Here is a 22,700-nt window from a genome sequence, read left to right on the forward strand (position 1 = left end):
CCCTGCTGCCCGGGGCGCTCGACGCGGGCGACCTGACCGGCGCGCTGACCGAGCTCGCCGCGCGCTTCCCGGAGCCGGTGCTGCACGCCGAGGTGCGGCGGGCGCCCGAACACCCCGAGCACCTGTACCACCTGGTCGCTGAGGCGATGCTGCGCGCCCGCCGGGAGGGCGGGGTCGAGCGGATCGAGGTCACGGTGGGCCCCGCCGACCGCGCGGTGCTGCGGGTGGTAGGGGCCGCGGTGCGGGTTGACCCGATCGTGCGGGCGCTGCACGCCAGGGTCGCCGAGCGCGTGCCCGGGGAGGAGCCGACCGGGCGCCGCGCGGTCACGGTGACGGCGGTGCCCGCATGACCGGCGGCGGTGCTCGGCGTCTCGCGGGGGTCGCGGTGCTCGCGAGCGCCTGGGGTCTGGCGGCCGCGTCGATCCTGCTGGCGTGGCGGTTCGAACTCCCGGCGGCCCCCGTCGCCGGCACCTTCCTCTCTCCGGCCCCGCCGGCCGCGCAGGCCCGGTTCGACGACATCGGCCTCACGGTCGCGGCGGTGTACGCGCCCCTCGCCGCGGTGCTCCTGGTGCGTCGTCCGCAGCCGGTCGCCGTGCTGCTCGCGGTGCACGCCGTGGGCTCGGGGCTCGCGGCGTTCGGCGTGCAGTACGGCCTGCTGGCGGTGGACCGCGGCGGACTCCCCGGAGGCGCACTGCTCGCCTACGCGGGCGGCTGGGCGTTCGTTCCCGGAACCTTCCTGACCGCGGTCGTGCCGCTGCTGCTGCTCCCCGGCCGGCGCGCCGCCCTCGACCGTGGGCTGCTGTGTCTCGTGGTGACGGCGGCCGGCGTGGCCACCGTCGCGTCCCTCACCCAGCAGGGCGCCGGACCGCTCGACAACCCGCTCGCCCCGGACTGGCCGTGGTACCAGGCGATGCTGCCCGGCGCCTACGGGGCCGCGGCCGCCGTGACGCTGTGCGCCTCGACCGCGGTCGCCGTGATCGTGCTGAAGCGGGCACTCCGGTCACCGCGGTCGCAGCGGTACGCCCTGATCTGGCTGCTGGTCGGGCATGTGTTCCTGACCGCCTCCTACGTGGTCACGGTGCTGCCCGCCTCGCTCCAGCTCGCAGCCCCGCTGTGGGTGTTCGGCACCATCGCGCCCATCGTCGGGCAGATCTTCTATCCATCGGCGGTGCTCGTGATGGGTCTGCAGCATCGGCTGCGCGGCGTCGACGTGACAGTGAGCACGGTGCTCACGACCAGCATCCTGGCGGTGCTCGCCGCGACGGGCTACCTGCTGATCGTGACAGCGATGGAGACGGTCGGCCCTCCGACGCCACTGGCCGTGTTCGCCACCGCGGCGCTGGTCGCGATCGGGCTGCTGCCGATGCGGCGCCTCATCCGCCGGCGGGTCGACCGCCTCGTGTACGGCGACGCGGGGGCGCCCGAGCGGCTCGTGGACACGCTGGGGGCGGAGGTGGGCGAGATCGCCACCGGCGCGGACGGCCTGCGCGCCCTGGCGACGGCGCTGCGGGCCACGCTGCGCCTCGGTTCGGTGCGCCTCCGGGTCGCGGCGGACGACGCGGGCGGTGACGGCGAGCACCTCGGCACCACGGACGTCGTGGTGGGGGATCCCCGCGGCACGACCACGGCCTTCGCGGTGGACGGCGACCCCGGTGTCGTGCTGGAGGTGACCGGGGAGGTCGACGGGGTGCCCGTCGGGCGCAGGACCACCGAGGCGATCGCGGATCTGGGCCCCGTGATCGGCGTGGTCGTGCGGCTCGCGGAGGCATCGACCGCCCTCGCCGAGGCACGGCGGACGGCGGCGGAGGCGCAGCACGCGGAACGACGGGCGCTGCGCCGGGAGCTGCACGACGGGCTCGGGCCCGCGCTGTCCGGAGCGGGGTTCTCGCTCGCCGCGGCCACCAACCTGCTCGCACGGGGTGACCGGGCGGCGGCGGAGGAGACGGCCGCCCGCGTCGCCGAGCTGCTGGAGGCGCAGACGGCGACCCTCGCCCGGCTCGCCCGCGGCGGCACGACCCCGGTGCACGACCTCGACGGCGAGCTGCGGCGCCTGGTGTCCGCACTGGGCGCGGCGGGGGCGGCCGTGCGTCTCGTTCCGGGTGCCGACCCCGATCTCGACCCCGCCCGTGCGGGCATCCTGCTGCGCATCGCCGCGGAGGCACTGCTCAACGCCGTGCGGCACGCCGGCGCGCGCGAGGTGGTGGTCACGCTCGGCGGCCCCGGCGAGCGGCTGCTGTGCGTGCAGGACGACGGCCGCGGGCTCCCCGATCGTCGAGGGGCCGGCGTGGGGCTCGCGTCGATGCGGGAGTGGGCGGACGAGGCGGGGTTCCGCGTGGGCTGGGACCGACCGCCGGGCGGCGGCACCCGGGTGAGCGTGCACGCCGCCGCGGTCAGCCCCGGCTGAGGCCCGCCGTCACGACCTGCCGGGCAGCGGGGTGCCGGTGGCAGCCGCCCGGTCCGTCGCGGTGTCCCCGGACGAGACCCCGCGGCGCCCCAGCAGCATCCACAGCGAGGCGAACGCGAGCCCGAGGCCACCGACCGGTCCGGCGAGCCCCGGCACGCCGGTGAGGATGTACCCCGCCGCGATCAGCAGCACCAGGGCCCCGAGCAGCGTCCCGAGGATGCGCGAGGCCGACCGCTCGAACCAGGCCATGGCGGCGAGCGCGGCCAGCGACACGAGCACACCGAACCACGGGATGAACGCGCCGAAGTCGGTGAGCGCGTAGAACACCAGCAGACCCTCGTCGCCGAAGCTGCCGAACTCCGGGCCGCCGTGGCCGTACAGCCCGAGCGTGCCCTTCCAGGCGTAGCCGAACGTGAGCCCGGCGGCCGAGGTCACGAGCCCCGCGGAGAACACGCGCGCCGCGACCGAGGTGGATCCGCGTTCGACGCGCACGCGCCAGGAGCCCTGCAGTACCAGGAGGCAGGCCACGGCCGCGAAGCCGAGCAGGAACCCGATCTTGTTGCCCACGGGGTCGAGCCCCGCCATGTCTTCGGCCGCTGCGGAGAGGATGCCACCGCGGGCGTAGTCGGCCTCCGACCACGGCCGCACGTCGAACACCACGGTGGCGGTGACGCCGAGGAGCCCGGCGGCAACGCCCCAGAGCAGCCACAGTCGGCCGCCGCGGCGGGTGGGGGGTCGGTGTCCGCGGGGGCGGGTGGCGGTGTCGGTCATGGGTGGCTCCTGTTCGCTCGAGGCGCCCGGACGGACGCACCGTCACTCTGCGCCGTCCCGCGTCCCGGGAACGAGGGTCGTCGATCACGGATCCGCGGGCGATCGACCGGGCGGCGGGGAGGGCGACCGGTCAGGCCGACGCGACGGGCGCCGACGCCTGCCGCTCCCGCGCGTCCTCCACGTCCTGCCCGGAGAGGAGCCCGGGGAGCCCGCGGCCGCGACGCGTGGTGAACAGCAGCACGACCGCCACGGGGTAGAGCACCGACGAGATCAGGTCGAACGGGAAGCCGAGCAGGGCGAGCGCGCCGATGCCGCCGATGCCGCCCGCCCACCGCAGCAGGCGCGCGAGCATCATCGGCAGGCGCGAGCCGGTGTAGCGCAGCTGCACCGCGACATCGCCGACCGAGCGACCGGTGACGAGGATCAGAACGAGCCACAGGCCCGAGGCGGCCACCGTGCTCACCAGCTCCGACGCAGCGCCGTCGAGCACCGCCGCCCGGTCGTCCACGACGTACGCGAGCCAGAGCTGCACGGTCACGGCGACGACAGCGCTCACGAAGAAGTACGCCAGACCGTCGCACAGCATCGCCAGGGCCCGGCGTCCGCGCGTGACCGGGCGCGGCTGATCCGCATCCGCGGCGGCGCGCGAGCCGCGCAGGGCGCGCGGCACGACGAGTGCGAGCGTGCAGCCCACGACCGCGCCGATCGTGTTGGTCATCAGGTCGCCGACGTCGAAGAACCGGTACGCGCACGGGTACAGTCCCCACACGCCGGTCAGCTGCGTGGTCTCGACCAGCAGCGAGAGCCCGAGACCGGCGAGCAGGGCGACCACGACCCCGCGGCCGGCCAGCACCCGCACGAACGCCCCGAGCGGGAGGAACAGCAGCACGTTGAAGGCGAGCTGCAGGAACGCCGGGTGACGCAACGGCTGGGGAGACGCGAACGCGCGCTGCAGATCGTGCACGACCGACATCGGGTCGATGATCGCGCCGACGCAGCGGATCGTGTCGGGGTCGGGCAGCGGCAGCAGCGTGTACGTCCAGATCGCCCAGAAGTAGATCAGGGCGGCGAGCCACAGCATCGTCCGTCCGAAGCTGAGCCTCCCGCGGCGGCGGTAGCTGATCGCGACGAACGGCACGAACAGCACGATGCCGACGGCCATTCCGATCGCGATCGCGATGACACCCAGAACGACCTGCTCCCCCATGGAGAACAAGGCTACGCGGTGCCCGTAAGGATTCCGTCAGGGTGCGGAATGCGACCGTAGGGATTCCGTAAGGATCTTGTGAGGGCGCCGCGCGCGGGCGTAGTGTCGCCGGACGTGTCAGAAGAAACCCGACTCGGCGCGGACGCGCCCCCGCGAGCGAAGCGCATCCTCATCGGCGACCCGCTGACGAGCGAGCAGGTCGACGAGCAGCTGCTCCCCAAGCGCATGGCGCTGCCGATCTTCGCCTCCGACGCGCTGAGCTCGGTGGCCTATGCGCCGCAGGAGCTCGTGATGATCCTGCTGATCGGCGGGCTCACGTTCCTGTCGTTCACGCCGCTCGTCGCGATCGCCGTCGTGGTGCTGCTGCTCGTGGTGGTGCTCAGCTACCGTCAGCTCATCAAGGCCTACCCCTCGGGCGGCGGAGACTACGAGGTCGCGTCGAAGAACCTCGGCGAGATCCCCGGCGTGATCGTGGCGGCGGCACTCCTGGTCGACTACGTGCTGACCGTCGCGGTGTCGGTCGCCTCGGGCGTGGACAACATCATCTCGGCCGTGCCGGGGCTCGACCCCTTCCGCGTCGAGCTCGCGGTGGGCTTCGTGGTCCTCATCATCATCGTGAACCTGCGCGGCGTGCGCGAGGCGTCGCTGGTGTTCGCGATCCCGACGTACGTGTTCATCGGCTCGGTCGGCATCATGATCGTCACGGGCCTGATCCGCACGGTCTTCGGCGACGCCCCCGTCGCGTCCAGCGCGGACTTCAGCGTGCAGGCGGAGAGCCTGAGCCAGGCGGCCGTCATCCTCCTCATCCTGCGCGCGTTCTCGAGCGGATGCTCCGCGCTCACGGGTGTCGAGGCCGTGTCGAACGGCGTGCCCGCGTTCCGGGCGCCCAAGGTGCGCAACGCCCAGTCCACGCTCGTGCTCATGGGCACCATCGCGATCTGCCTGTTCTCCGGCCTCACCGCCCTCGCGCTCATCACGGGCGTGCACTACGCCGAGAACCCGTGCGACCTGATCGGCTTCGACTGCACCACGCCGCAGCCGAGCCTGATGGCGCAGATCGCGGCCGCGACGTTCGGCGGCGGCAGCATCCCCTTCTTCATCGTGCAGGCGGCGACCGCGTGCGTGCTGCTGCTCGCGGCGAACACGGCCTTCAACGGCTTCCCGCTGCTGGGCGCGGTGCTCGCGCGCGACGGCTACGCCCCCAAGTCGCTCAACACCCGCGGCGACCGACTGGTGTTCTCGAACGGCATGATCCTGCTCGGCATCGCGGCGATCGCGGTGCTGGTGGTGTTCCAGGCCCGGCTGACGACACTGATCCAGCTGTACATCATCGGGGTGTTCGTGTCGTTCTCGCTCGGGCAGATCGGCATGGTGCGCCACTGGCGGCGCGTGCTGCGAGAACCGGCCGCGGGACCGCGAGACGGCACAGCGGCGACCGACCGCCGCTCGGCGAAGGTGGGCCTGCTGATCAACTCGGCCGGGGCGACCCTCACGGTGCTGGTGCTGGTCATCGTGACCATCACCAAGTTCACGCACGGCGCCTACCTGGTGTTCTTCGCGATCCCGGTGCTCGCGTTCCTCATGATCGGCGTGAAGCGGTACTACCGCGACGTGGAGCACGAGATCGCGATCGACGACACCACCCGCTTCGGGGCGTCGGGCGACGTCGCGATCGTGCTCGTGAACCATCTGCAGAAGCCGGTCATGAAGGCCATCGACTACGCGATCGCCGCCAAGCACGACAAGACGCTCGCGGTGCACGTGGCCGTGTCGGCAGACGACGCGGCGGCGCTCCAGCGCGAGTGGGCCGAGCACCTCGTGCCGGTGCCCCTCGTGATCGTCGAGTCGCCGTACCGCTCGTTCGCGCAGCCGGTGACGCAGTTCATCCGCCAGTACCGCGAGAAGCACGGCTCCTCGGTCGTGACCGTGTATCTGCCGCAGTACATCGTGGGCCACTGGTGGGAGTCGTTCCTGCACAACCGGCGGGCACGTCGACTCGCGAACCAGCTCATGCTGGTGCACGGCGTCTCGATCACCCTGGTGCCGTGGCTGCTCGACTCGTCCGAGCTCATCTACGGTCGCCGCTCCCGCCCGCTACCGGGCCAGGAGCGTGCCGGTCGCCCGGTCGTGGTGTCGGGCCGCCGCGCCCACCGCCCCGCCGGTCCCCCCTCGACGGACTGAGTCCGGCGGCTTCCGCGCGCGCCGGCTCAGCCGAGACCGCCGGGTCGAGGCCGCACCTGCCATGCTCCATGGCAGTCATTTCGGATCATAATGTCGTCATATGAGGTAGTCTGGAGGGTGAGATGAGCGCGCGCACTGCCCAGGGGAGAAGAACGATGTATCTCGTGCTGGCTCTCGCCGTGGTCAGCGCCGCCGGGAACGCGGTGGTCTACGAGTTCCTCTCCGGGGAGAATCCGATCTTCCTGCTCAACGTCGCGATCTCCCTGCTCGTCGCGGTCGCCCTGCTGGCCCCCGCGCTGCGCCGGAAGCTCTGGCCGCGGAAGTGAAGAGTCAGGACCCATCGACGACGGCGCCGAGGATGCCCGCGGCCTCGGCATACCGGGAGGGATCGGCGTTCGCGTAGGTGAGTCGCACGTACGCGCCAGCGGGCTCCGCTGGGAACCACTCTCCGCCCGGGGCGATGAGCAGCCCGCGGAGCTCGCACTCCCGCACGACCTGGCCGACGTCCGTCCCCTCCGGCAGCCGCGCCCACAGGTTCAGGCCGCCCGCCGGCACGTTCTCCACCGTCACCGCGGGCGCGTGCGCAGCGAGGCTCGACACCAGCAGGTCACGGCGCGTGCGCAGCTGTTCGCGGAATCCGCGCAGGTGCGTGCGCCAGGCCGGCTGCGTCACCACGTCGAGCGCCGCGGCCTGCAGCAGCCCGCTCACGTACATGCCCTCGGCAGCCCGGTCCACGAGGATCCGCTCGCGCGCCGGGCCGCGGGCGATCACCGCCGCCACGCGCAGTGCGGGCGAGACGCTCTTGGTGAGCGAGCGCACGTACACCACGTGTCCGTCGTCGTCGGCCGCGGCGAGGGGATGCGCGTCGGCGTCGATGCCGAGGTCGTGCGCCCAGTCGTCCTCGATGAGGAACGCCCCGTGCCGCCGCACGATCTCGAGCACCGCCTCCCCCGTCGCGGCGGACCAGCGTGCACCGCTCGGATTCGCGAACGTCGGCTGGGCGTAGAACGCCCGCGCTCCCGACCGCGCGAACGCCCGCTCCACCTCGTCCGGGTCGGGACCGGCCGGTCCGGAGGGGATCGGCACCAGTGCGACCCCCGCCTGCTCCGCCGCCAGGAGCGCCCCCCAGTACGTGGGCGACTCGATGAGCAGCGGCCGCCCGGTGCCCACGACGGCCCGGAAGATCGAGCTGAGACCGCTCTGGCTGCCGGCCACGACCAGCGCGTCCCTGGGCGACGGCGCCGCGATGCCGGAGGGGACGGTCGCCGCCAGCTCCGCGGCGAACCACGCCTGGAGCTCGGGAAGACCGGCGGCCGGGGAGCGCGTCACCGCGGCGGGGGTGCGCGAGGCCCGGACGAGCGCTTGCCGAACCAGGCGCTCCGGCAGCAGCTCGGGCGAGGGATAGCCCGAGTGCAGGCCGATGACGTCCGGGCCAGCGGTGCGCTGGGTCGCGGAGAGGCCAGAGGAGCGCATGGGGGCGGGGCCGAGCGCGGCGGTCTGCCAGCTGTGGTCCAGCGCTCTGGCCGGCCGCGCGGCCCGGACGAACGTGCCGACCCCCGGCCGCGTGTCGATCAGACCGCTGCGCGCGAGCTGCTGCACGGCGCGCTGCACCGTGACCGGGCTCGCCCCGTACTCGGCGACGAGCGCGCGACTGGACGGGAGCCGGGCACCGGGTGCGGCCGACGCCACCCAGGCCCGCAGTCCACGGACGATGCGCTCGGTGCTATCCTGACCCATGAGAGAACAGAGTAGCGCTACTGCCCTTCGTTCGACAGCGCTATCCAGATATGCAGGACCAGCCTGGGGGCTCCTCGGGGTCATCGCCTTCTCGTTCACGCTGCCCTTCACCCGCGTCGCGATCGGCGGGTTGTCGCCCCTGTTCATCGGTTCGGCCCGGGCCGTGGTCGCCGCCGTCCTCGCCGCGATCGTGCTCGCCGCGTTTCGCGCCTCACCGCCCTCCGCCCGGCAGTGGGCACGGCTCGCGGTCGTCGCGAGCGGAGTGATCGCCGGGTTCCCGCTCCTGACCTCGTTCGCGCTCACCACGGCCCCTGCGAGTCACGCCGCGGTGGTGATCGGCCTGCTCCCGGCCGCGACCGCCGTCGCCGTCGTGGTGCGCACCGGAGAGCGGCCGGCGCGGTCGTTCTGGGCCTTCGCAGCCGTGGGCGCCCTGGCCGCGGTCGGCTTCGCTGCTCTGCAGGGCGGGGGACTCGGCACTCTCCACGTCGCGGACCTGCTGCTCTTCGGGGCCGTGCTCGCCGCGGCCGTCGGCTACGCGGAGGGCGGCCTGCTCGCGCGCGAGCTCGGGTCGTGGCAGACGATCTCCTGGGCGCTCGTGCTCGCCGCTCCCCCGATGGCCGCGCTCGCTGTCGTCGCCGCCGTCGCGCAGCCGCCCGCCGCGACACCCGTGCAGTGGCTCGCGTTCGCCTATCTCGCCGCGGTCAGCATGTTCCTCGGCTTCTTCGCCTGGTACCGCGGACTCGCGATCGGGCCGATGGCGCAGGTGAGCCAGATCCAGCTCGTGCAGCCGGTGATGGGTATCGCGTGGGCGGGGTTGCTGCTGCACGAGCAGATCGGCTGGCCCACGGTCGCGGGAGGACTGGCCGTGATCGCCTGCGCGGCCCTCGCCGTACGCACCCGGCAGTCCGGGGCCGCGCGGCGCGGAGCCCGCCCTAGGCTGAGGGCATGACCGAAGGCGTTCCCTGGCCCGTCCGCACCCCCCGGCTGCAGCTGCGTCCGTGCACCCCCGACGATCTCGACGCGATGTGGGAGTGGCGACGCCTGCCCGAGGTGAACCGCTGGCTGGGCCTCGCGCCCGACACGATCGAGGCGTTCCGCGAGCGCCACCTCGAGCCCGCCCGACTGGCGTCGCTGTACCTGATCGAGCGCCTGCCCGAGCACGAGGGTGACGCCCCCACCCCCATCGGCGACCTCATGATCCGCATCGAAGACGCCTGGGCGCAGCTCGAGGTCGCCGAGCGCGCCAAGGGCGTGGAGGCCGAGCTCGGCTGGGTGCTCGACCCCGCCTCCACGGGCCGCGGCTATGCGACCGAGGCGGTGCGGGCGGCGATCGAGGTGTGCTTCGGCCCGCTCGGCCTGCGCCGCGTGCACGCCGGCTGCTTCGCCGACAACGAGCCCTCCTGGCGGCTCATGGAGCGGCTCGGCATGCGCCGGGAGGAGCACAGCCGCAAGACCGCCCTGCACCGCTCGGGCGAGTGGCTCGACGGCATGAACTACGGTCTGCTCGCCGAGGAGTGGCCGGTAGGGAGCTGACCCCCGGCACTAGCCGGCGACGAGGGCCAGGACGGCGACCGCGGCGATCACCGTGGGCACCGCCGCCACCGTCCCCCACAGCATGAAGCGGCTCCAGCGGATCTCCACGCCGAGCGCGGTGATGCGGTGGTGCCACAGCAGCGTCGCGAGCGAGGCCCACGGCGTGATCAGCGGGCCGAGGTTCACGCCGATCAGCAGCGCCATGAGCGCGACGGGGTCGCCCGCCGCGGGCTCGAGCACGAGGTAGGCGGGAAGGTTGTTGATGGCGTTGGCGCTCACGGCACCGAGCGCCGCGAGCCGCAGGAGGTCACCGAACCCGTCGCCCGTGATCGGCGCGGTGAGCACGTCGAGCGCACCCCGCGCGTGCAGCGTCTCCACCAGCACGAACAGCGCGGCGGCCAGCGCGACCGCCTGCCAGGGCACCAGTCCCCACCGCAGAGCCCTGCGCCGCCGCACCGCGAACACCGCCACGAGCGCGACCGCGGCGACCGTCGCCGGGATCCACACGTCGTGGCTCAGGGCGAGCGCGGGCATGAGCATCACGAGCACGCCCGTCGCGGTCCAGAACAGCACCGGATCGGCGGGGCGCCGGGGCGGGGGCGTGCGGTAGCGCGAGAACACGGTGCGCCGGTGCACGAGGGTGAGCAGCAGCACAGGGACGAGGATGCCGACGAGGGTCGGCGCCCAGCTCAGCGCGACGAACGCGGCGGGCCCGTCGCCGATCTGCCGCGCCGCGAGCAGGTTCGTGAGGTTCGACACCGGGAGGGCCAGCGAGGCCGTGTTCGCGAGCCAGACGGTCGCCAGCGCGAACGGGATCGGCGGGACACCGATGCTCTGCGCGAGCACCACCACCACGGGCGTGACGATCACCGCCGTCGTGTCGAGCGAGAGGAAGACCGTGCTCACCACGGCGAGCGCGATCACGAGCAGCCACAGCAGCGCCACCCTGCCTCGACCCCACCGGGCGAGCCGCTGCGAGACCACGTCGAACACCGCCGCGTCCCGCGCGAGCTCCGCGACGATCGTGATCGCGACGACGAAGCCCAGCACCGGAGCGGTCCGCAGCCCGAGCGCCTCGGCGTCGTCGCTCGGCAGGAACCCGGTGACGACGCAGACCGCCGCGACCGCGACGAGGGCGAGCACCAGCACGGCCCCTGGCCTGATCCGGTGTCCGCGCGTCTCCACCTCGCGAGCATAGGGCCGACCGTGAGAAAGCCGCATGCATCGGCGGACGTGGCGTAGGGGAACCGTGAGGATCGACGGAGGCGGCGACGCCCGGGAGTTGGATCGGGGTCGTGCTCGACATCATCTACCTCGCGCTGACCCTCGCGCTGTTCGCCCTCGTGTCCCTCGTCGCGAAGGCGGTGGACCGCGCATGATCGTGTTCGAGATCATCGCCGCGGTGCTGGCCGTCGCCGCGATCGTGTACCTCGTCGTCGCCCTGGTCGCCCCGGAGCGGTTCTGATGGACGCGACGATCCTGTTCGGGGTGCTCCAGGTCGCGGCCGTCGTGGTCGTGCTCGTGCTGCTCTACCGCCCCCTCGGCGACTACATCGCCCACGTCTACAGCTCCTCGAAGGACCTGCGCGTGGAGCGCGGGCTGTACCGCGTGATCGGGGTCGACCCGCGCTCGGAGCAGACCTGGCGCGCATACGCCAGGAGCGTGCTGCTGTTCTCGCTCGTGGGCCTCGTGCTCGTCTACGCGCTGCAGCGGCTGCAGGCGTTCCTCCCGGAGTCGCTCGGGCTTCCCGCCGTGCCGGAGGGCCTCGCGTTCAACACGGCCGCGTCGTTCGTCGCGAACACGAACTGGCAGTCGTACTCGCCCGAGCAGACCATGGGCTACACCGTGCAGCTGGCCGGCCTCACGGTGCAGAACTTCGTGTCGGCGGCGGTCGGCCTCACGGTCGCGATCGCGCTGGTGCGGGGTCTGTCCCGCCGCGGCTCCGCGACGATCGGCAACTTCTGGGTCGACCTGACGCGCGGGCTCGGGCGGCTGCTGCTGCCGCTCGCGCTGATCGGCGCGGTCGCCCTGCTGGCCGGCGGCGTGATCCAGAACTTCGCAGGCTTCACCGACGTGACCGCGGTGTCCGGGGGCGCGCAGACGATCCCCGGCGGACCCGTCGCGTCGCAGGAGGCCATCAAGCTGCTCGGCACGAACGGCGGCGGCTTCTTCAACGCGAACTCCGCCCACCCGTTCGAGAACCCCACCGGCTGGACGAACCTGATCCAGGTGCTGCTGATCCTGGTGATCCCGTTCGCGCTGCCCCGCACCTACGGCCGACTGGTGGGCGACCACCGCCAGGGCTACGCGATCGTCGCCGTGATGGGCACGATCTTCCTCGCCTCGACGGTCGCCCTCTCGGCACTGGAGCTCGCCGGCCGAGGCGCCGCACCCGAGCTCGCCGGAGCCGCGATGGAGGGCAAGGAGCAGCGCTTCGGGATCCTCGGTTCGACGCTGTTCGGCAGCGCCAGCACGCTCACCTCGACGGGCGCCGTCAACTCGATGCACGACTCGTACACGGCGCTCGGGGGCATGATGCCGATGCTGAACATGATGCTCGGCGAGGTCGCCCCCGGCGGCGTCGGCTCGGGGCTGTACGGCATGCTCGTGCTCGCGATCGTCGCGGTGTTCGTGGGCGGACTGCTGGTGGGCCGCACGCCGGAGTGGCTCGGCAAGCGCATCGGCCCGCGGGAGATGACGCTCGCGAGCCTGTACATCCTCGTGGTCCCGGCGCTCGTGCTCGGCGGCACGGCCCTGAGCTTCGCGATCCCCGGCATCCGGGACGACGTGGAGTCCACGAGCATCCTCAACCCGGGCGTGCACGGCATGAGCGAGGTGCTGTACGCCTTCACCTCGGCCGCGAACAACAACGGCTCCGCGTTCGCCGGGCTCACCGCGAACACCCCGTGGTTCAACACGGCCCTGGGCGTGGCGATGCTGCTCGGCCGCTTCCTGCCGATCGTGCTGGTGCTCGCGCTCGCCGGGTCGTTCGCGGCGCAGGAGCGCATCCCCGCCACGACCGGGACCCTGCCCACCCACCGGCCGCAGTTCGTCGGCCTGCTCCTCACGGTGACCGTCGTGGTCACCGCCCTCACCTACTTCCCCGTGCTCGCACTGGGACCGCTCGCCGAAGGACTCTGACATGACCCTCCTCACCACGCCGCCCGCGCCCGAGAGCGCCACGGCCCCCGCCCCCGCTGCGACACCGCGGTCGTTCGGCTGGTCGCAGCTCGTGCAGGCGCTGCCCGGCGCCGTCCGCAAGCTCAACCCCGCCACGCTCGTGCGCAACCCCGTGATGCTGCTCGTCTGGGTGGGTGCGGCCTTCACGACCGTGCTCGCGATCGCGGAGCCCTTCCTGGGCGGACCGGCCGACTCCGGTGGCTCGCCCGTTCCCCTCGCGTTCACGTGGGGCATCGCGGTGTGGCTGTGGCTCACGGTGCTGTTCGCGAACGTGGCCGAGTCGGTCGCGGAGGGCCGGGGCAAGGCGCAGGCCGCGAGCCTGCGCAAGACCCGCACCAGCACGATGGCCCGCCGCGTGGTGCGCCACGATCCCGCGGCGGATCCTGCGGCCGAGCGCGCCGAGACCGTGGAGGTGTCGTCGGCGGAGCTGCAGCGCGACGACGTCGTGATCGTGACCGCGGGCGAGCTGATCCCGGGCGACGGCGACATCGTGGCGGGGATCGCGACCGTCGACGAGTCGGCGATCACGGGCGAGAGCGCCCCGGTCATCCGCGAGTCCGGCGGCGACCGCAGCGCCGTCACGGGCGGCACCCGGGTGCTGTCCGACCGCATCGTGGTGCGCATCACGTCGAAGCCCGGCGAGACCTTCGTCGACCGCATGATCGCGCTGGTCGAGGGCGCGAGCCGTCAGCGCACCCCGAACGAGATCGCGTTGAACATCCTGCTCGCGAGCCTGTCGATCGTATTCGTCGTGGTGGTGCTGGCGCTGAACCCGATCGCCTCCTACGCCGCCTCCCCGGTGAGCATCCCGGTGCTGATCGCTCTGCTCGTCTGCCTCATCCCGACCACGATCGGCGCGCTGCTGTCGGCCATCGGCATCGCCGGGATGGACCGCCTCGTGCAGCGCAACGTGCTGGCGATGTCGGGCCGCGCGGTCGAGGCCGCGGGAGACGTGACCACGCTGCTGCTCGACAAGACGGGCACGATCACGTACGGCAACCGGCGCGCGCACGAGGTGCTGCCGCTGACGGGCGTCGACGCGGAGGAGCTGCTGCGGGTCGCCGCCCTGTCGTCCCTGGCCGACCCCACGCCCGAGGGCGCCTCGATCGTCGAACTGGCCACCGCGCGCGGCCTCCGGGTGGAGGCGCCGGAGGACGCCGTGGTCGTGCCGTTCACCGCGCAGACCCGCATGAGCGGACTCGACCTCGCCGACGGCACCGAGATCCGCAAGGGGGCCGGCTCCGCGGTGTCGGCCTGGCTGGGCCGCGGGACCGACGCCGAGCTGACCTCCCTCACCGACGGTGTCGCGAGCAGCGGCGGCACACCCCTGGTCGTGGCGGTGCGCGCCACCGGCGAGGACGGGCGCGTGCTGGGCGTCGTGCACCTCAAGGACATCGTGAAGGACGGCCTGCGCGAGCGCTTCGACGAGCTGCGCAGCATGGGCATCCGCACGGTCATGATCACCGGAGACAACCCGCTCACCGCGCAGGCCATCGCCGCGGAGGCCGGGGTCGACGACTTCCTCGCCGAGGCCACCCCCGAGGACAAGCTCGATCTCATCCGCCGCGAGCAGCAGGGCGGGCGGCTGGTCGCGATGACCGGCGACGGCACCAACGACGCCCCGGCACTCGCGCAGGCGGACGTGGGCGTGGCGATGAACACGGGCACGTCGGCGGCGAAGGAGGCGGGGAACATGGTCGACCTGGACTCCGACCCGACCAAGCTCATCGACATCGTGCGCATCGGCAAGCAGCTCCTCATCACGCGCGGCGCGCTGACCACGTTCTCGCTCGCGAACGACATCGCCAAGTACTTCGCGATCATCCCGGCGATGTTCATGGGGGTGTTCCCGGGGCTCGCGGCGCTCAACATCATGCAGCTGCACTCGCCCGCGTCTGCGGTCACGAGCGCGATCATCTTCAACGCGATCGTGATCGTCTTCCTCATCCCGCTCGCCCTGCGCGGGGTGGCCTACCGCCCCGCGAGCGCCTCGCAGATCCTGCAGCGCAACCTGCTCGTCTACGGCCTCGGCGGCGTGATCGCCCCGTTCCTCGGCATCAAGCTCATCGACCTCGTCGTGAGCCTCCTCCCCGGCTTCTGACCCCCGCGCGAAAGGCACACCATGTCCTCCACCACCCGCACCACGATGCGCACCGCCGGGGTCGCCGTCCGCGCGATGCTCGTGCTCACCCTCGTCCTCGGCGTCGGCTACACCCTGCTCGTCACCGGCATCGGCCAGCTGCTGCTCCCCGCACAGGCGAACGGCTCGATGCTGCCCGACGACCGCGGCAGCGCCCTGATCGGACAGTCCTTCACCGACGCCGACGGCGAGGCCCTGCCGCAGTACTTCCAGTCGCGCCCGTCCGCGGCGGGCGACGGCTACGACGGCACCGCCTCGGGCGGCAGCAACCTCGGACCGGAGAACCCCGACCTGGTCGCGACGATCGCCGAGCGCACGGCCGAGGTCGCGGAGCGCGAGGGTGTCGACCCGTCCCTGGTGCCCGCCGACGCCGTGACCGCCTCCGGCTCCGGTCTCGACCCGCACATCAGCGTCGCCTATGCCCTGTTGCAGGTGCCGCGGGTGGCCGCCGCGCGCGACCTGCCCGAGGACGAGGTGCGTGCGCTCGTGGAGTCTAGGATTCAAGGGCGGGACCTGGGGTTCCTCGGCGAGGAGCGGATCAACGTCGCCGAACTCAACCTCGCACTGGACGACCGGGAGGGTGAATGAGCGCAGCGCGCACGGATCGCCCGCCGGAGCACCAGCGCCGGGGGCGCCTGCGCGTGCTCCTGGGCGCCGCCCCCGGGGTGGGCAAGACGTTCGAGATGCTCGCGGAGGGGCGGCGCCTGTTCGACGAGGGCCGCGACGTGGTGATCGCGGTCGTGGAGACCCACGGCCGGGCGGCCACCGCGGCCCTCACCGCCGGGCTCCCCGAGGTTCCGCGACGCGTGGACGAGCACCGCGGGGTGGTGCTGACCGAGCTCGACCTGGACGCCGTGCTCGACCGCGCACCGGAGATCGCCCTGGTCGACGAGCTCGCGCACACGAACATCCCCGGCTCGCGCCACCCGAAGCGCTGGCAGGACGTGGAGGAGCTGCTGCGGGCGGGCATCGACGTGGTGACCACCGTCAACGTGCAGCACATCGAATCGCTGAACGCCGTGGTGGAGAAGATCACCGGCATCGCGCAGCAGGAGACCATCCCGGATGCCGTGGTGCGTGCAGCCGACGAGGTCGAGGTGGTCGACCTCGCCCCGCAGACCCTGCGCGACCGGCTGTCGGCGGGCCTGGTGTATCCCGCGGAGCGGATCGATGCGGCACTGTCGAACTACTTCCGTCTGGGCAACCTCACCGCGCTGCGCGAACTCGCACTGCTGTGGCTCGCCGACGAGGTCGACAGCGCGCTGCGCAGCTACCGCGCCGAGCAGGGCATCGAGGGCTCCTGGCAGGCGCGCGAGCGGGTGGTCGTCGCGCTGACGGGGGGCCCGGAGGGCGAGACGCTGCTGCGCCGCGGAGCCCGCATCGCCGCACGGTCGGCCGGGGGCGAGCTGCTCGCGGTGCACGTGACCGCCCAGGACGGCCTGCGCGGCGAGACCCCGGGCGCCCTGGCTGCACAGCGCGCGCTCGTGGAGTCCCTCGGCGGCACGTACCACCAGGTGGTCGGCGACGACATCCCCGGCACGCTCGTGGAGTTCGCGCAGGGTGCAGACGCCACGCAGCTCGTGATCGGCGTGAGCCGCCGCGGCCGCCTGACGGCCGCGCTGACCGGACCGGGCATCGGCTCCGAGGTGATCCGGCGGTCGGGCGACATCGACGTGCACATCGTGACCCACGCGGCCGCGGGCGGGCGACTCGCGCTGCCCCGCATCACCGGCGGGGCGCTGGGGTGGCGGCGCCAGGCGCTCGGTTTCGGCGTCGCGCTCGTGTTCGGCCCCCTGCTGTCGTGGCTCATGTTCACCTTCCGCAGCCCGGAGTCGATCACCGCCGAGGTGCTCGCGTATCAGCTGCTCGTGGTCGTGGTGGCGCTGATCGGCGGCATCCGGCCCGCGGTGTTCGCCGCCGTGCTGTCGGGCATCACGCTTGACTTCCTCTTCGTGGCGCCGCTGTTCACGATCACGATCGCGCATCCGCTGCACGCCCTCGCGCTCTCGCTCTACGTGGTCATCGCGATCCTGGTGAGCATCATCGTGGATCAGGCCGCCCGCCGGGCGAGGACGGCGCAGCGCGCGACGGCCGAGGCGGAGCTGCTGGCGGCGGTCGCGGGCAACGTGCTCCGCGGCGACAACGCCGTGCTGGCGCTCGTGAGCCGCACACGGGAGGCCTTCGGGCTCAGCGGCGTCCGGCTGCTCACGCCCGACGGGCAGGTGCTCGCGAGCGACGGCGAGCCGGTGCCGGACGGCCGCGCCACGACCATCCCCGTGGGTGCGGCCGGCGGCGGGCCCCGCGCCCTGCTGGAGCTGAACGGCGAGCCCCTCGCGGGGCCGGAGCGCCGGCTGCTCGACGCGATCGTGGCGCAGCTCGCCGCGGCGATCGAGCACACCGACCTGCGGGCGACCGCGCGCGAGGCGGAGGCGCTGGCCGAGACCGACCAGGTGCGCAGCGCCCTGCTCTCGGCGGTGAGCCACGACCTGCGCCGGCCCCTGGCGTCGGCGGTCGCGGCGATCGGCGGTCTCCGGGCCGCGCAGGGCCTGTCGGCGACCGACCGCGCGGAGCTCCTCGCCACCGCCGACGAGAGCCTCGCGACCCTGTCGACCCTGGTGACCGACCTGCTCGACGTGAGCCGGGTGGAGGCGGGCGTGCTCGCGGTCTCGGCCTCGCGCGTGGACGCGGCCGGTCCCGTGCTCGCGGCGGTCGACGAGCTCGGTCTCGGGCCGTCCGAGGTCGACCTCGCGCTCGACCCCGCCCTGCCCGCGCTGTTCGCCGACCCGGTGCTGCTGCAGCGCGTGCTGGTGAACGTGATCGCGAACGCCCACCGTCACGCCCCCGAGGGCAGCCGGGTGCTGGTCACCACCAGCCGTCTGGGTGAGCGCGCGGAGATCCGCATCGTCGACCGGGGCGCGGGTGTGGCGCCCGAGCGCCGCGACCGCATCTTCCAGCCGTTCCAGCGCTTCGGCGACACCGACAACACGACCGGCCTCGGCCTCGGGCTCGCGCTGTCGCGCGGGTTCACCGAGGGCATGGGCGGTACCCTGACACCCGAGGACACGCCGGGTGGCGGACTCACGATGGTCATCTCCCTGCCGCTCGCCGCAGGGCCTGCCGACACGGAGGACACGGAGTGAAGCTCCTCATCGCCGACGACGACCCCCAGATGGTGCGGGCGCTGCGCATCACGCTCGCCGCGCACGGCTACGAGGTGGTCGTCGCCGCGGACGGCGCCGCCGCGATCGCCGCCGCGGCGCAGTCGCACCCCGACCTCATTATGCTCGACCTCGGGATGCCGCGGCTCGACGGCATCGAGGTGATCCAGGCGCTGCGGGGGTGGACGACCGTGCCGATCATCGTCGTCTCCGGTCGCACGGGTTCCGCCGACAAGGTCGAGGCGCTCGACGCCGGGGCCGACGACTTCGTCACCAAGCCGTTCCAGGTGGACGAGCTGCTGGCGCGACTGCGGGCGCTCTCCCGCCGCGCGGTGGCCGCCAACGGCGAGTCGGTCGTGGCCTTCGGCGACGTGGTGGTGGATCTGGCGACCAAGACGGTCACCCGCTCCGGTACCCGCGTGCACCTGACGCCGACCGAGTGGCGCATGCTGGAGCACCTGGCACGGCACCCGGGGGCGCTGGTCACCCGGCAGGATCTGCTGAAGGAGATCTGGGGCAGCGCGCAGGTGTCCGACTCCGGCTATTTGCGACTGTACATGTCGCAGTTGCGCAAGAAGCTCGAGAGCGAGCCCTCCTCGCCCGTGCACCTGCTGACCGAGGCGGGCATGGGCTACCGGCTGGTGCTCTGAGGCGCGAGGGTCGGCGGGGTCGCTCGACGCCGGCGCACGACGGCCACGACCCCGACGAGCACCAGGACCGCGGCCACCACGATCGCGGCGATGGCGGTCGGCGTGCTCTGCGGCTCGCCGGTCAGACGACCGACCGCGAGCCAGGCGAGCCCCCACGCGGTGGCGAGGGCGGGCGCGAGACGCCCGGTGAACCACGCGCTCGCGGCACCGATGAGCAGCACCACGGCGAGCACCGCGATGGCCCACACCTCCGCCTGCTGCTCCGCGCTCTCCGGGACGGTCTGCGTGAGCCAGGCGGCGGTGTTGGCGACGGTGGCGATCGTGACCCAGCCGAAGTGGAGCCCGTTGGCGCCGTCGGTGAGCACGCGGTCGACGGCGCTGCGGGCGGGGAATCGTCCCAGCAGCACGATCACACGCGCGAGCACGGCGAGCAGCAGCGCGATCACGAGCACCGTGAGCCACAGCGTGAGGTAGCGGGCGGTCACGAGCCACAGGCCGTTGAGCACCATCGACAGGGCGATCCAGCCGCCGACGGCCTCCTGCCGGGGGTCCTGGCGTCGGGCGGGAAGGGCCTGCCACGCCGTGTAGGCGAGCAGGCCGAGGTAGATGAGCGACCAGATCGAGAACGCCGGTCCGGCGGGCGCGAGATACGAGCCCTGAGCGGACAGCGCGCCGTTCTGCAGTTCGTCGACCGAGGTGCCGCCGAACGCGCCGGCACCGATGGCGGCGGCGATCAGCATGAACACGGCCGCCGCGATCACCAGGCTCTGGCGGAGGATGCCTTTCGTCGAAGTCTCCATGCCGCGACTCTAGGGTGACGGCACCTCCGCCGCAGTGCCCTTGACAGCCCCTCCCCCGATCGCTAACCAGGTAAGAGACTTGTGCCACCCTGCGTCATTCACCCGGCGGGTAAGATGTTACGTTTGACAGCACTCTGTTCCGCACGACCTGGGGGTGACCGCCGTGAGGATCGCACTCGTCTGCGACTACGCACTCGACCGCATCGGAGATGCGCAGGCCGTCGTCCTGCGCGAGGCGGAGCTGCTGCGCTCCGCGGGCGACGAGGTGGTGGTCATCGGCGCCGCGCAGCCGGGGAGCGCGCCACGCCCCGTGCCGCCGGGGGAGGCACCGATCCTGATGGCCGCCGCGTGGGTCATCCCCGGCGTCGAGATGCCGGCGATCCGCAACAGTCGTGCCCTGCGAGCGCGGCTGCGGCGCCTGTTCCGGGAGCGGTCGATCGACGTGGTGCACGTGCACTCGGAGTTCGGCCTCACCGCCGCGGCGATCCGGGTGGCCCAGGAGCAGGGCATCCCCGTCGTCCACACGGTGCACACCTTCTTCTGGCAGGGACCGGACCTGCGACGATTCGACCGGGTCGCGGCGGCGGCCGTCCGCGGACTGGCCCGCGTGCTGCGCGGACGCCCTCCTCGCACCGCCCTCGCCGACACTCCGCGCGCGATCGATGCCGCGGTGCGCAGCGTCACGCTCGACGCCGCACTGGAGGCCGACGCCGTGATCTCGCCCTCGGCGCATCAGGCCGAGGCGCTGCGGATCGCCGGGCTGCCGGAGGTGGAGGTGGTGCCGAACCCGATGCCACCGCGCGCGATCCCCGGGGTGCCGCTCCAGGCGGTCGAGCTGCCGCTGCAGGTGCTGTGGGTGGGCCGGCTCACCCTCGAGTCGGGGATCCTGGAGTTCGTGCGCGCGGTGCGACGGGCCGGGGAGGACCTGCCGCCGGGGTCACTCGTGGCGCGGATCGCGGGAGACGGACCGCTGTACGCCGAGGCGCGCGAGGTCGCGGGGACCGCGGCGCCAGACAGCGGCAGCAGCATCCAGTTCCTCGGTCGCGTCGAGCCGGAGAGCATCCAGCCCCTTCTGCGTGACTCGCACCTGCTGGCCGTCACGTCGTTCGGGCTCGACCCGCAGCCGGTCGTGGTCGCGGAGGCGTTCCGGGCGGCGCGGAGCGTGCTGTACGTCGACCCTCGGCTGCGGGAGGGCCTGGCCGAGGCGGGGATCCTGTGCGGCTCACCCGATGCGAAGGGCATGGCGGCGATGCTGCGCGAGCTCGTGCACCACCCCGGGATCGTGGTCGAGCGCTCGCTGCGCACCGTGACGGCGTCGCACCCGTTCCAGCCGGAGCAGCACCTGCGGGGCGTGCGCGAGGCCTGGGATACGGCGGCTCGGCGGGCGGCCGACGACGACACCTGACGAGAGGTGCCGAAGCTCAGGCGGTGGCGAACGCCGCGTCGATGAGCACCTCGGCTGCCCGGCGCGCGTGCACCGCCGCCTGGGGGTCGGCCGAGATCGCCGCGGTGCTCTGCGCCCCCTCGGCGAGGATCGAGAGCTGGGCGGCCAGCGTGGCCGGGGCACCGGTGTCCGCGACCAGCGCGGCCATGTACTCCTGGAACGAGGCCTTGTGCGCGCGGACGATGGAGGCGACCTCGGGGTTCGTCCCGCCGAGCTCGCCGAATGCGTTGATGAACGCGCAGCCGCGGAAGCCGTCGCTGCAGAACCAGTCCTCCAGGTAGCCGTAGACGGCGAGCAGCCGCGCGCGGGGCTCGTCGCCCGCGGCGGCGACCGCGGCGGAGAGACCGGACTCCCATTCGGCGTGCTTGCGGGCGAGGACCGCCGAGACGATATCGGTCTTGGCGGGGAAGAGCGAGTAGAGGCGACGCAGCGACACGCCGGCGGCCGTGCGCAGCTCGTCCATGCCGACGGCCGCGTATCCCTTGCGGTAGTAGAGCTCCTCCGCGGCGGAGAGGATGCGCTCGCGAGCGTCGTCTTCAGTCATGTGCAGAAGTCTACTTGACATGAGAACGCTCGTTCTCTAGATTGGACACATCGAGCGAGAACGATCGTTCTCACCGGAACCGAAAGGACCAGGATCATGGGCTACATCACCGTCGGGAACGAGAACAGCACCCCGATCGAGCTGTACTACGAGGACCAGGGATCCGGGCAGCCCGTCGTGCTGATCCACGGCTACCCGCTCAACGGGCACAGCTGGGAGCGCCAGACGCGTGAGCTGCTCGCCCAGGGCTACCGCGTGATCACGTACGACCGCCGCGGCTTCGGCCAGTCCTCCAAGGTGGGCAGCGGTTACGACTACGACACCTTCGCCGCCGACCTCAACACCGTGCTCGAGACCCTCGACCTGCGCGACGTCGTGCTCGTCGGCTTCTCGATGGGCACCGGCGAGCTCGCCCGCTACGTCAGCCGCTACGGGCACGAGCGCGTCGCCAAGCTCGCCTTCCTCGCCTCGCTCGAGCCGTTCCTCGTGCAGCGCGACGACAACCCCGAGGGCGTGCCGCAGGACGTGTTCGACGGGATCGAGGCCGCCGCCAAGGGCGACCGCTACGCCTGGTTCACCGAGTTCTACAAGAACTTCTACAACCTCGACGAGAACCTCGGCACCCGCATCAGCCAGCAGGTCGTCGACGCCAACTGGAACCTCTCGGTCACCAGCGCCCCGGTCGCCGCCTACGCGGTCGTGCCGACGTGGATCGAGGACTTCCGCGGCGACGTCGAGGCCGTGCGCGCGGCCGGCAAGCCCACGCTCATCCTGCACGGCACGAAGGACAACATCCTGCCGATCGACGCGACCGCCCGCCGCTTCCACCAGGCCGTCCCCGAGGCGACGTACATCGAGGTCGAGGGCGCGCCGCACGGCCTGCTCTGGACCCATGCCGACGAGGTCAACGCCGCCCTGAAGGACTTCCTCGCGAAGTAACCCCCCTCCCCC

20 protein-coding genes are annotated in these 22,700 nt (G+C 72.8%); 14 read left to right on the top strand and 6 right to left on the bottom strand.

Annotated features, from left to right (window positions below; all coding sequences use genetic code 11):
* Both ACWGQ1_RS17940 and ACWGQ1_RS17945 read left to right on the top strand, forming a co-directional pair.
* On the top strand, positions 1-350 hold a 350-nt coding region (locus ACWGQ1_RS17940; RefSeq protein ID WP_452313481.1), incomplete at its 5' end, for a hypothetical protein.
* On the top strand, positions 347-2,404 hold the full coding sequence (locus tag ACWGQ1_RS17945) for an ATP-binding protein (RefSeq protein ID WP_452313482.1): 2,058 nt from the start codon (positions 347-349) through the stop codon (positions 2,402-2,404). The genes ACWGQ1_RS17940 and ACWGQ1_RS17945, both read left to right, overlap by 4 nt.
* 9 nt (positions 2,405-2,413) lie before the next feature.
* Here the strand turns inward: ACWGQ1_RS17945 and ACWGQ1_RS17950 are convergent, their stop codons facing one another.
* A complete protein-coding gene (locus ACWGQ1_RS17950) occupies positions 2,414-3,175 on the bottom strand; it encodes a hypothetical protein (protein ID WP_247982675.1) in 762 nt (253 codons plus the stop codon).
* Positions 3,176-3,305: 130 nt separating this feature from the next.
* Complete coding sequence (locus ACWGQ1_RS17955) at positions 3,306-4,382, bottom strand: VanZ family protein (RefSeq protein ID WP_452313483.1); 1,077 nt, start codon at positions 4,380-4,382, stop codon at positions 3,306-3,308.
* 225 nt (positions 4,383-4,607) lie between these two features.
* Between ACWGQ1_RS17955 and ACWGQ1_RS17960 the strand changes: the two genes are divergently transcribed.
* Positions 4,608-6,563 (top strand): amino acid permease, encoded by a 1,956-nt coding sequence (locus ACWGQ1_RS17960; RefSeq protein WP_452313491.1) that lies wholly within the window; start codon positions 4,608-4,610, stop codon positions 6,561-6,563.
* Positions 6,564-6,718: 155 nt separating this feature from the next.
* Complete coding sequence (locus ACWGQ1_RS17965; protein WP_452313484.1) at positions 6,719-6,889, top strand: hypothetical protein; 171 nt, start codon at positions 6,719-6,721, stop codon at positions 6,887-6,889.
* 4 nt (positions 6,890-6,893) lie between these two features.
* Here the strand turns inward: ACWGQ1_RS17965 and ACWGQ1_RS17970 are convergent, their stop codons facing one another.
* Positions 6,894-8,300 (bottom strand): aminotransferase class I/II-fold pyridoxal phosphate-dependent enzyme, encoded by a 1,407-nt coding sequence (locus tag ACWGQ1_RS17970; protein WP_452313485.1) that lies wholly within the window; start codon positions 8,298-8,300, stop codon positions 6,894-6,896.
* Here ACWGQ1_RS17970 and ACWGQ1_RS17975 point away from each other — a divergent pair.
* Together ACWGQ1_RS17975 and ACWGQ1_RS17980 are read left to right on the top strand one after the other, a co-directional pair.
* A complete protein-coding gene (locus ACWGQ1_RS17975; protein WP_136045411.1) occupies positions 8,299-9,249 on the top strand; it encodes a DMT family transporter in 951 nt (316 codons plus the stop codon). The two genes, ACWGQ1_RS17970 and ACWGQ1_RS17975, sit on opposite strands and share 2 nt — an antisense overlap.
* Complete coding sequence (locus ACWGQ1_RS17980; protein ID WP_136035462.1) at positions 9,246-9,833, top strand: GNAT family N-acetyltransferase; 588 nt, start codon at positions 9,246-9,248, stop codon at positions 9,831-9,833. The genes ACWGQ1_RS17975 and ACWGQ1_RS17980 overlap by 4 nt, the downstream gene beginning before the upstream one ends.
* Positions 9,834-9,842: 9 nt before the next feature.
* Here the strand turns inward: ACWGQ1_RS17980 and ACWGQ1_RS17985 are convergent, their stop codons facing one another.
* The gene (locus tag ACWGQ1_RS17985; RefSeq protein ID WP_452313486.1) at positions 9,843-11,018 is read right to left on the bottom strand and encodes an SLC13 family permease; all 1,176 of its coding nucleotides are present in this window, start codon (positions 11,016-11,018) and stop codon (positions 9,843-9,845) included.
* Between the two features lie 190 nt (positions 11,019-11,208).
* Between ACWGQ1_RS17985 and ACWGQ1_RS17990 the strand changes: the two genes are divergently transcribed.
* The 6 genes from ACWGQ1_RS17990 to ACWGQ1_RS18015 are packed head-to-tail and all read left to right on the top strand — an operon-like array spanning position 11,209 to position 18,961.
* Positions 11,209-11,298, top strand: coding sequence for a potassium-transporting ATPase subunit F (locus tag ACWGQ1_RS17990; RefSeq protein ID WP_136032743.1), 90 nt, complete (start codon positions 11,209-11,211; stop codon positions 11,296-11,298).
* Positions 11,298-12,974 (top strand): potassium-transporting ATPase subunit KdpA, encoded by a 1,677-nt coding sequence (gene kdpA, locus ACWGQ1_RS17995; protein ID WP_452313487.1) that lies wholly within the window; start codon positions 11,298-11,300, stop codon positions 12,972-12,974. The genes ACWGQ1_RS17990 and kdpA overlap by 1 nt, the downstream gene beginning before the upstream one ends.
* A gap of 1 nt (position 12,975) precedes the next feature.
* A complete protein-coding gene (gene kdpB, locus ACWGQ1_RS18000) occupies positions 12,976-15,114 on the top strand; it encodes a potassium-transporting ATPase subunit KdpB (protein WP_452313488.1) in 2,139 nt (712 codons plus the stop codon).
* A gap of 21 nt (positions 15,115-15,135) precedes the next feature.
* A complete protein-coding gene (gene kdpC / locus ACWGQ1_RS18005) occupies positions 15,136-15,741 on the top strand; it encodes a potassium-transporting ATPase subunit KdpC (protein ID WP_247982668.1) in 606 nt (201 codons plus the stop codon).
* Positions 15,738-18,293: an ATP-binding protein gene (locus ACWGQ1_RS18010; protein ID WP_136032734.1), complete on the top strand. Its 2,556-nt coding sequence runs from the start codon at positions 15,738-15,740 to the stop codon at positions 18,291-18,293. Before kdpC ends, ACWGQ1_RS18010 begins: the two co-directional genes overlap by 4 nt.
* Positions 18,290-18,961: a response regulator gene (locus ACWGQ1_RS18015; protein WP_136032732.1), complete on the top strand. Its 672-nt coding sequence runs from the start codon at positions 18,290-18,292 to the stop codon at positions 18,959-18,961. Before ACWGQ1_RS18010 ends, ACWGQ1_RS18015 begins: the two co-directional genes overlap by 4 nt.
* Here ACWGQ1_RS18015 and ACWGQ1_RS18020 read toward each other — a convergent pair.
* A complete protein-coding gene (locus ACWGQ1_RS18020; protein ID WP_136032730.1) occupies positions 18,943-19,761 on the bottom strand; it encodes a tryptophan-rich sensory protein in 819 nt (272 codons plus the stop codon). The two genes, ACWGQ1_RS18015 and ACWGQ1_RS18020, sit on opposite strands and share 19 nt — an antisense overlap.
* A gap of 163 nt (positions 19,762-19,924) precedes the next feature.
* Here ACWGQ1_RS18020 and ACWGQ1_RS18025 point away from each other — a divergent pair, with 163 nt between their 5' ends.
* Positions 19,925-21,166, top strand: coding sequence for a glycosyltransferase family 4 protein (locus ACWGQ1_RS18025; protein ID WP_247638206.1), 1,242 nt, complete (start codon positions 19,925-19,927; stop codon positions 21,164-21,166).
* Positions 21,167-21,182: 16 nt separating this feature from the next.
* On the opposite strand, the gene ACWGQ1_RS18030 is transcribed toward ACWGQ1_RS18025, so the two are convergent.
* The gene (locus ACWGQ1_RS18030) at positions 21,183-21,749 is read right to left on the bottom strand and encodes a TetR family transcriptional regulator (protein ID WP_452313489.1); all 567 of its coding nucleotides are present in this window, start codon (positions 21,747-21,749) and stop codon (positions 21,183-21,185) included.
* A gap of 96 nt (positions 21,750-21,845) precedes the next feature.
* Here ACWGQ1_RS18030 and ACWGQ1_RS18035 point away from each other — a divergent pair, with 96 nt between their 5' ends.
* Positions 21,846-22,688, top strand: a complete 843-nt coding sequence (locus tag ACWGQ1_RS18035) for an alpha/beta fold hydrolase (protein ID WP_452313490.1) — start codon at positions 21,846-21,848, stop codon at positions 22,686-22,688.
* Positions 22,689-22,700: the final 12 nt, after the last annotated feature.

The sequence above is a fragment of the Microbacterium sp. NPDC055599 genome, assembly GCF_053618975.1.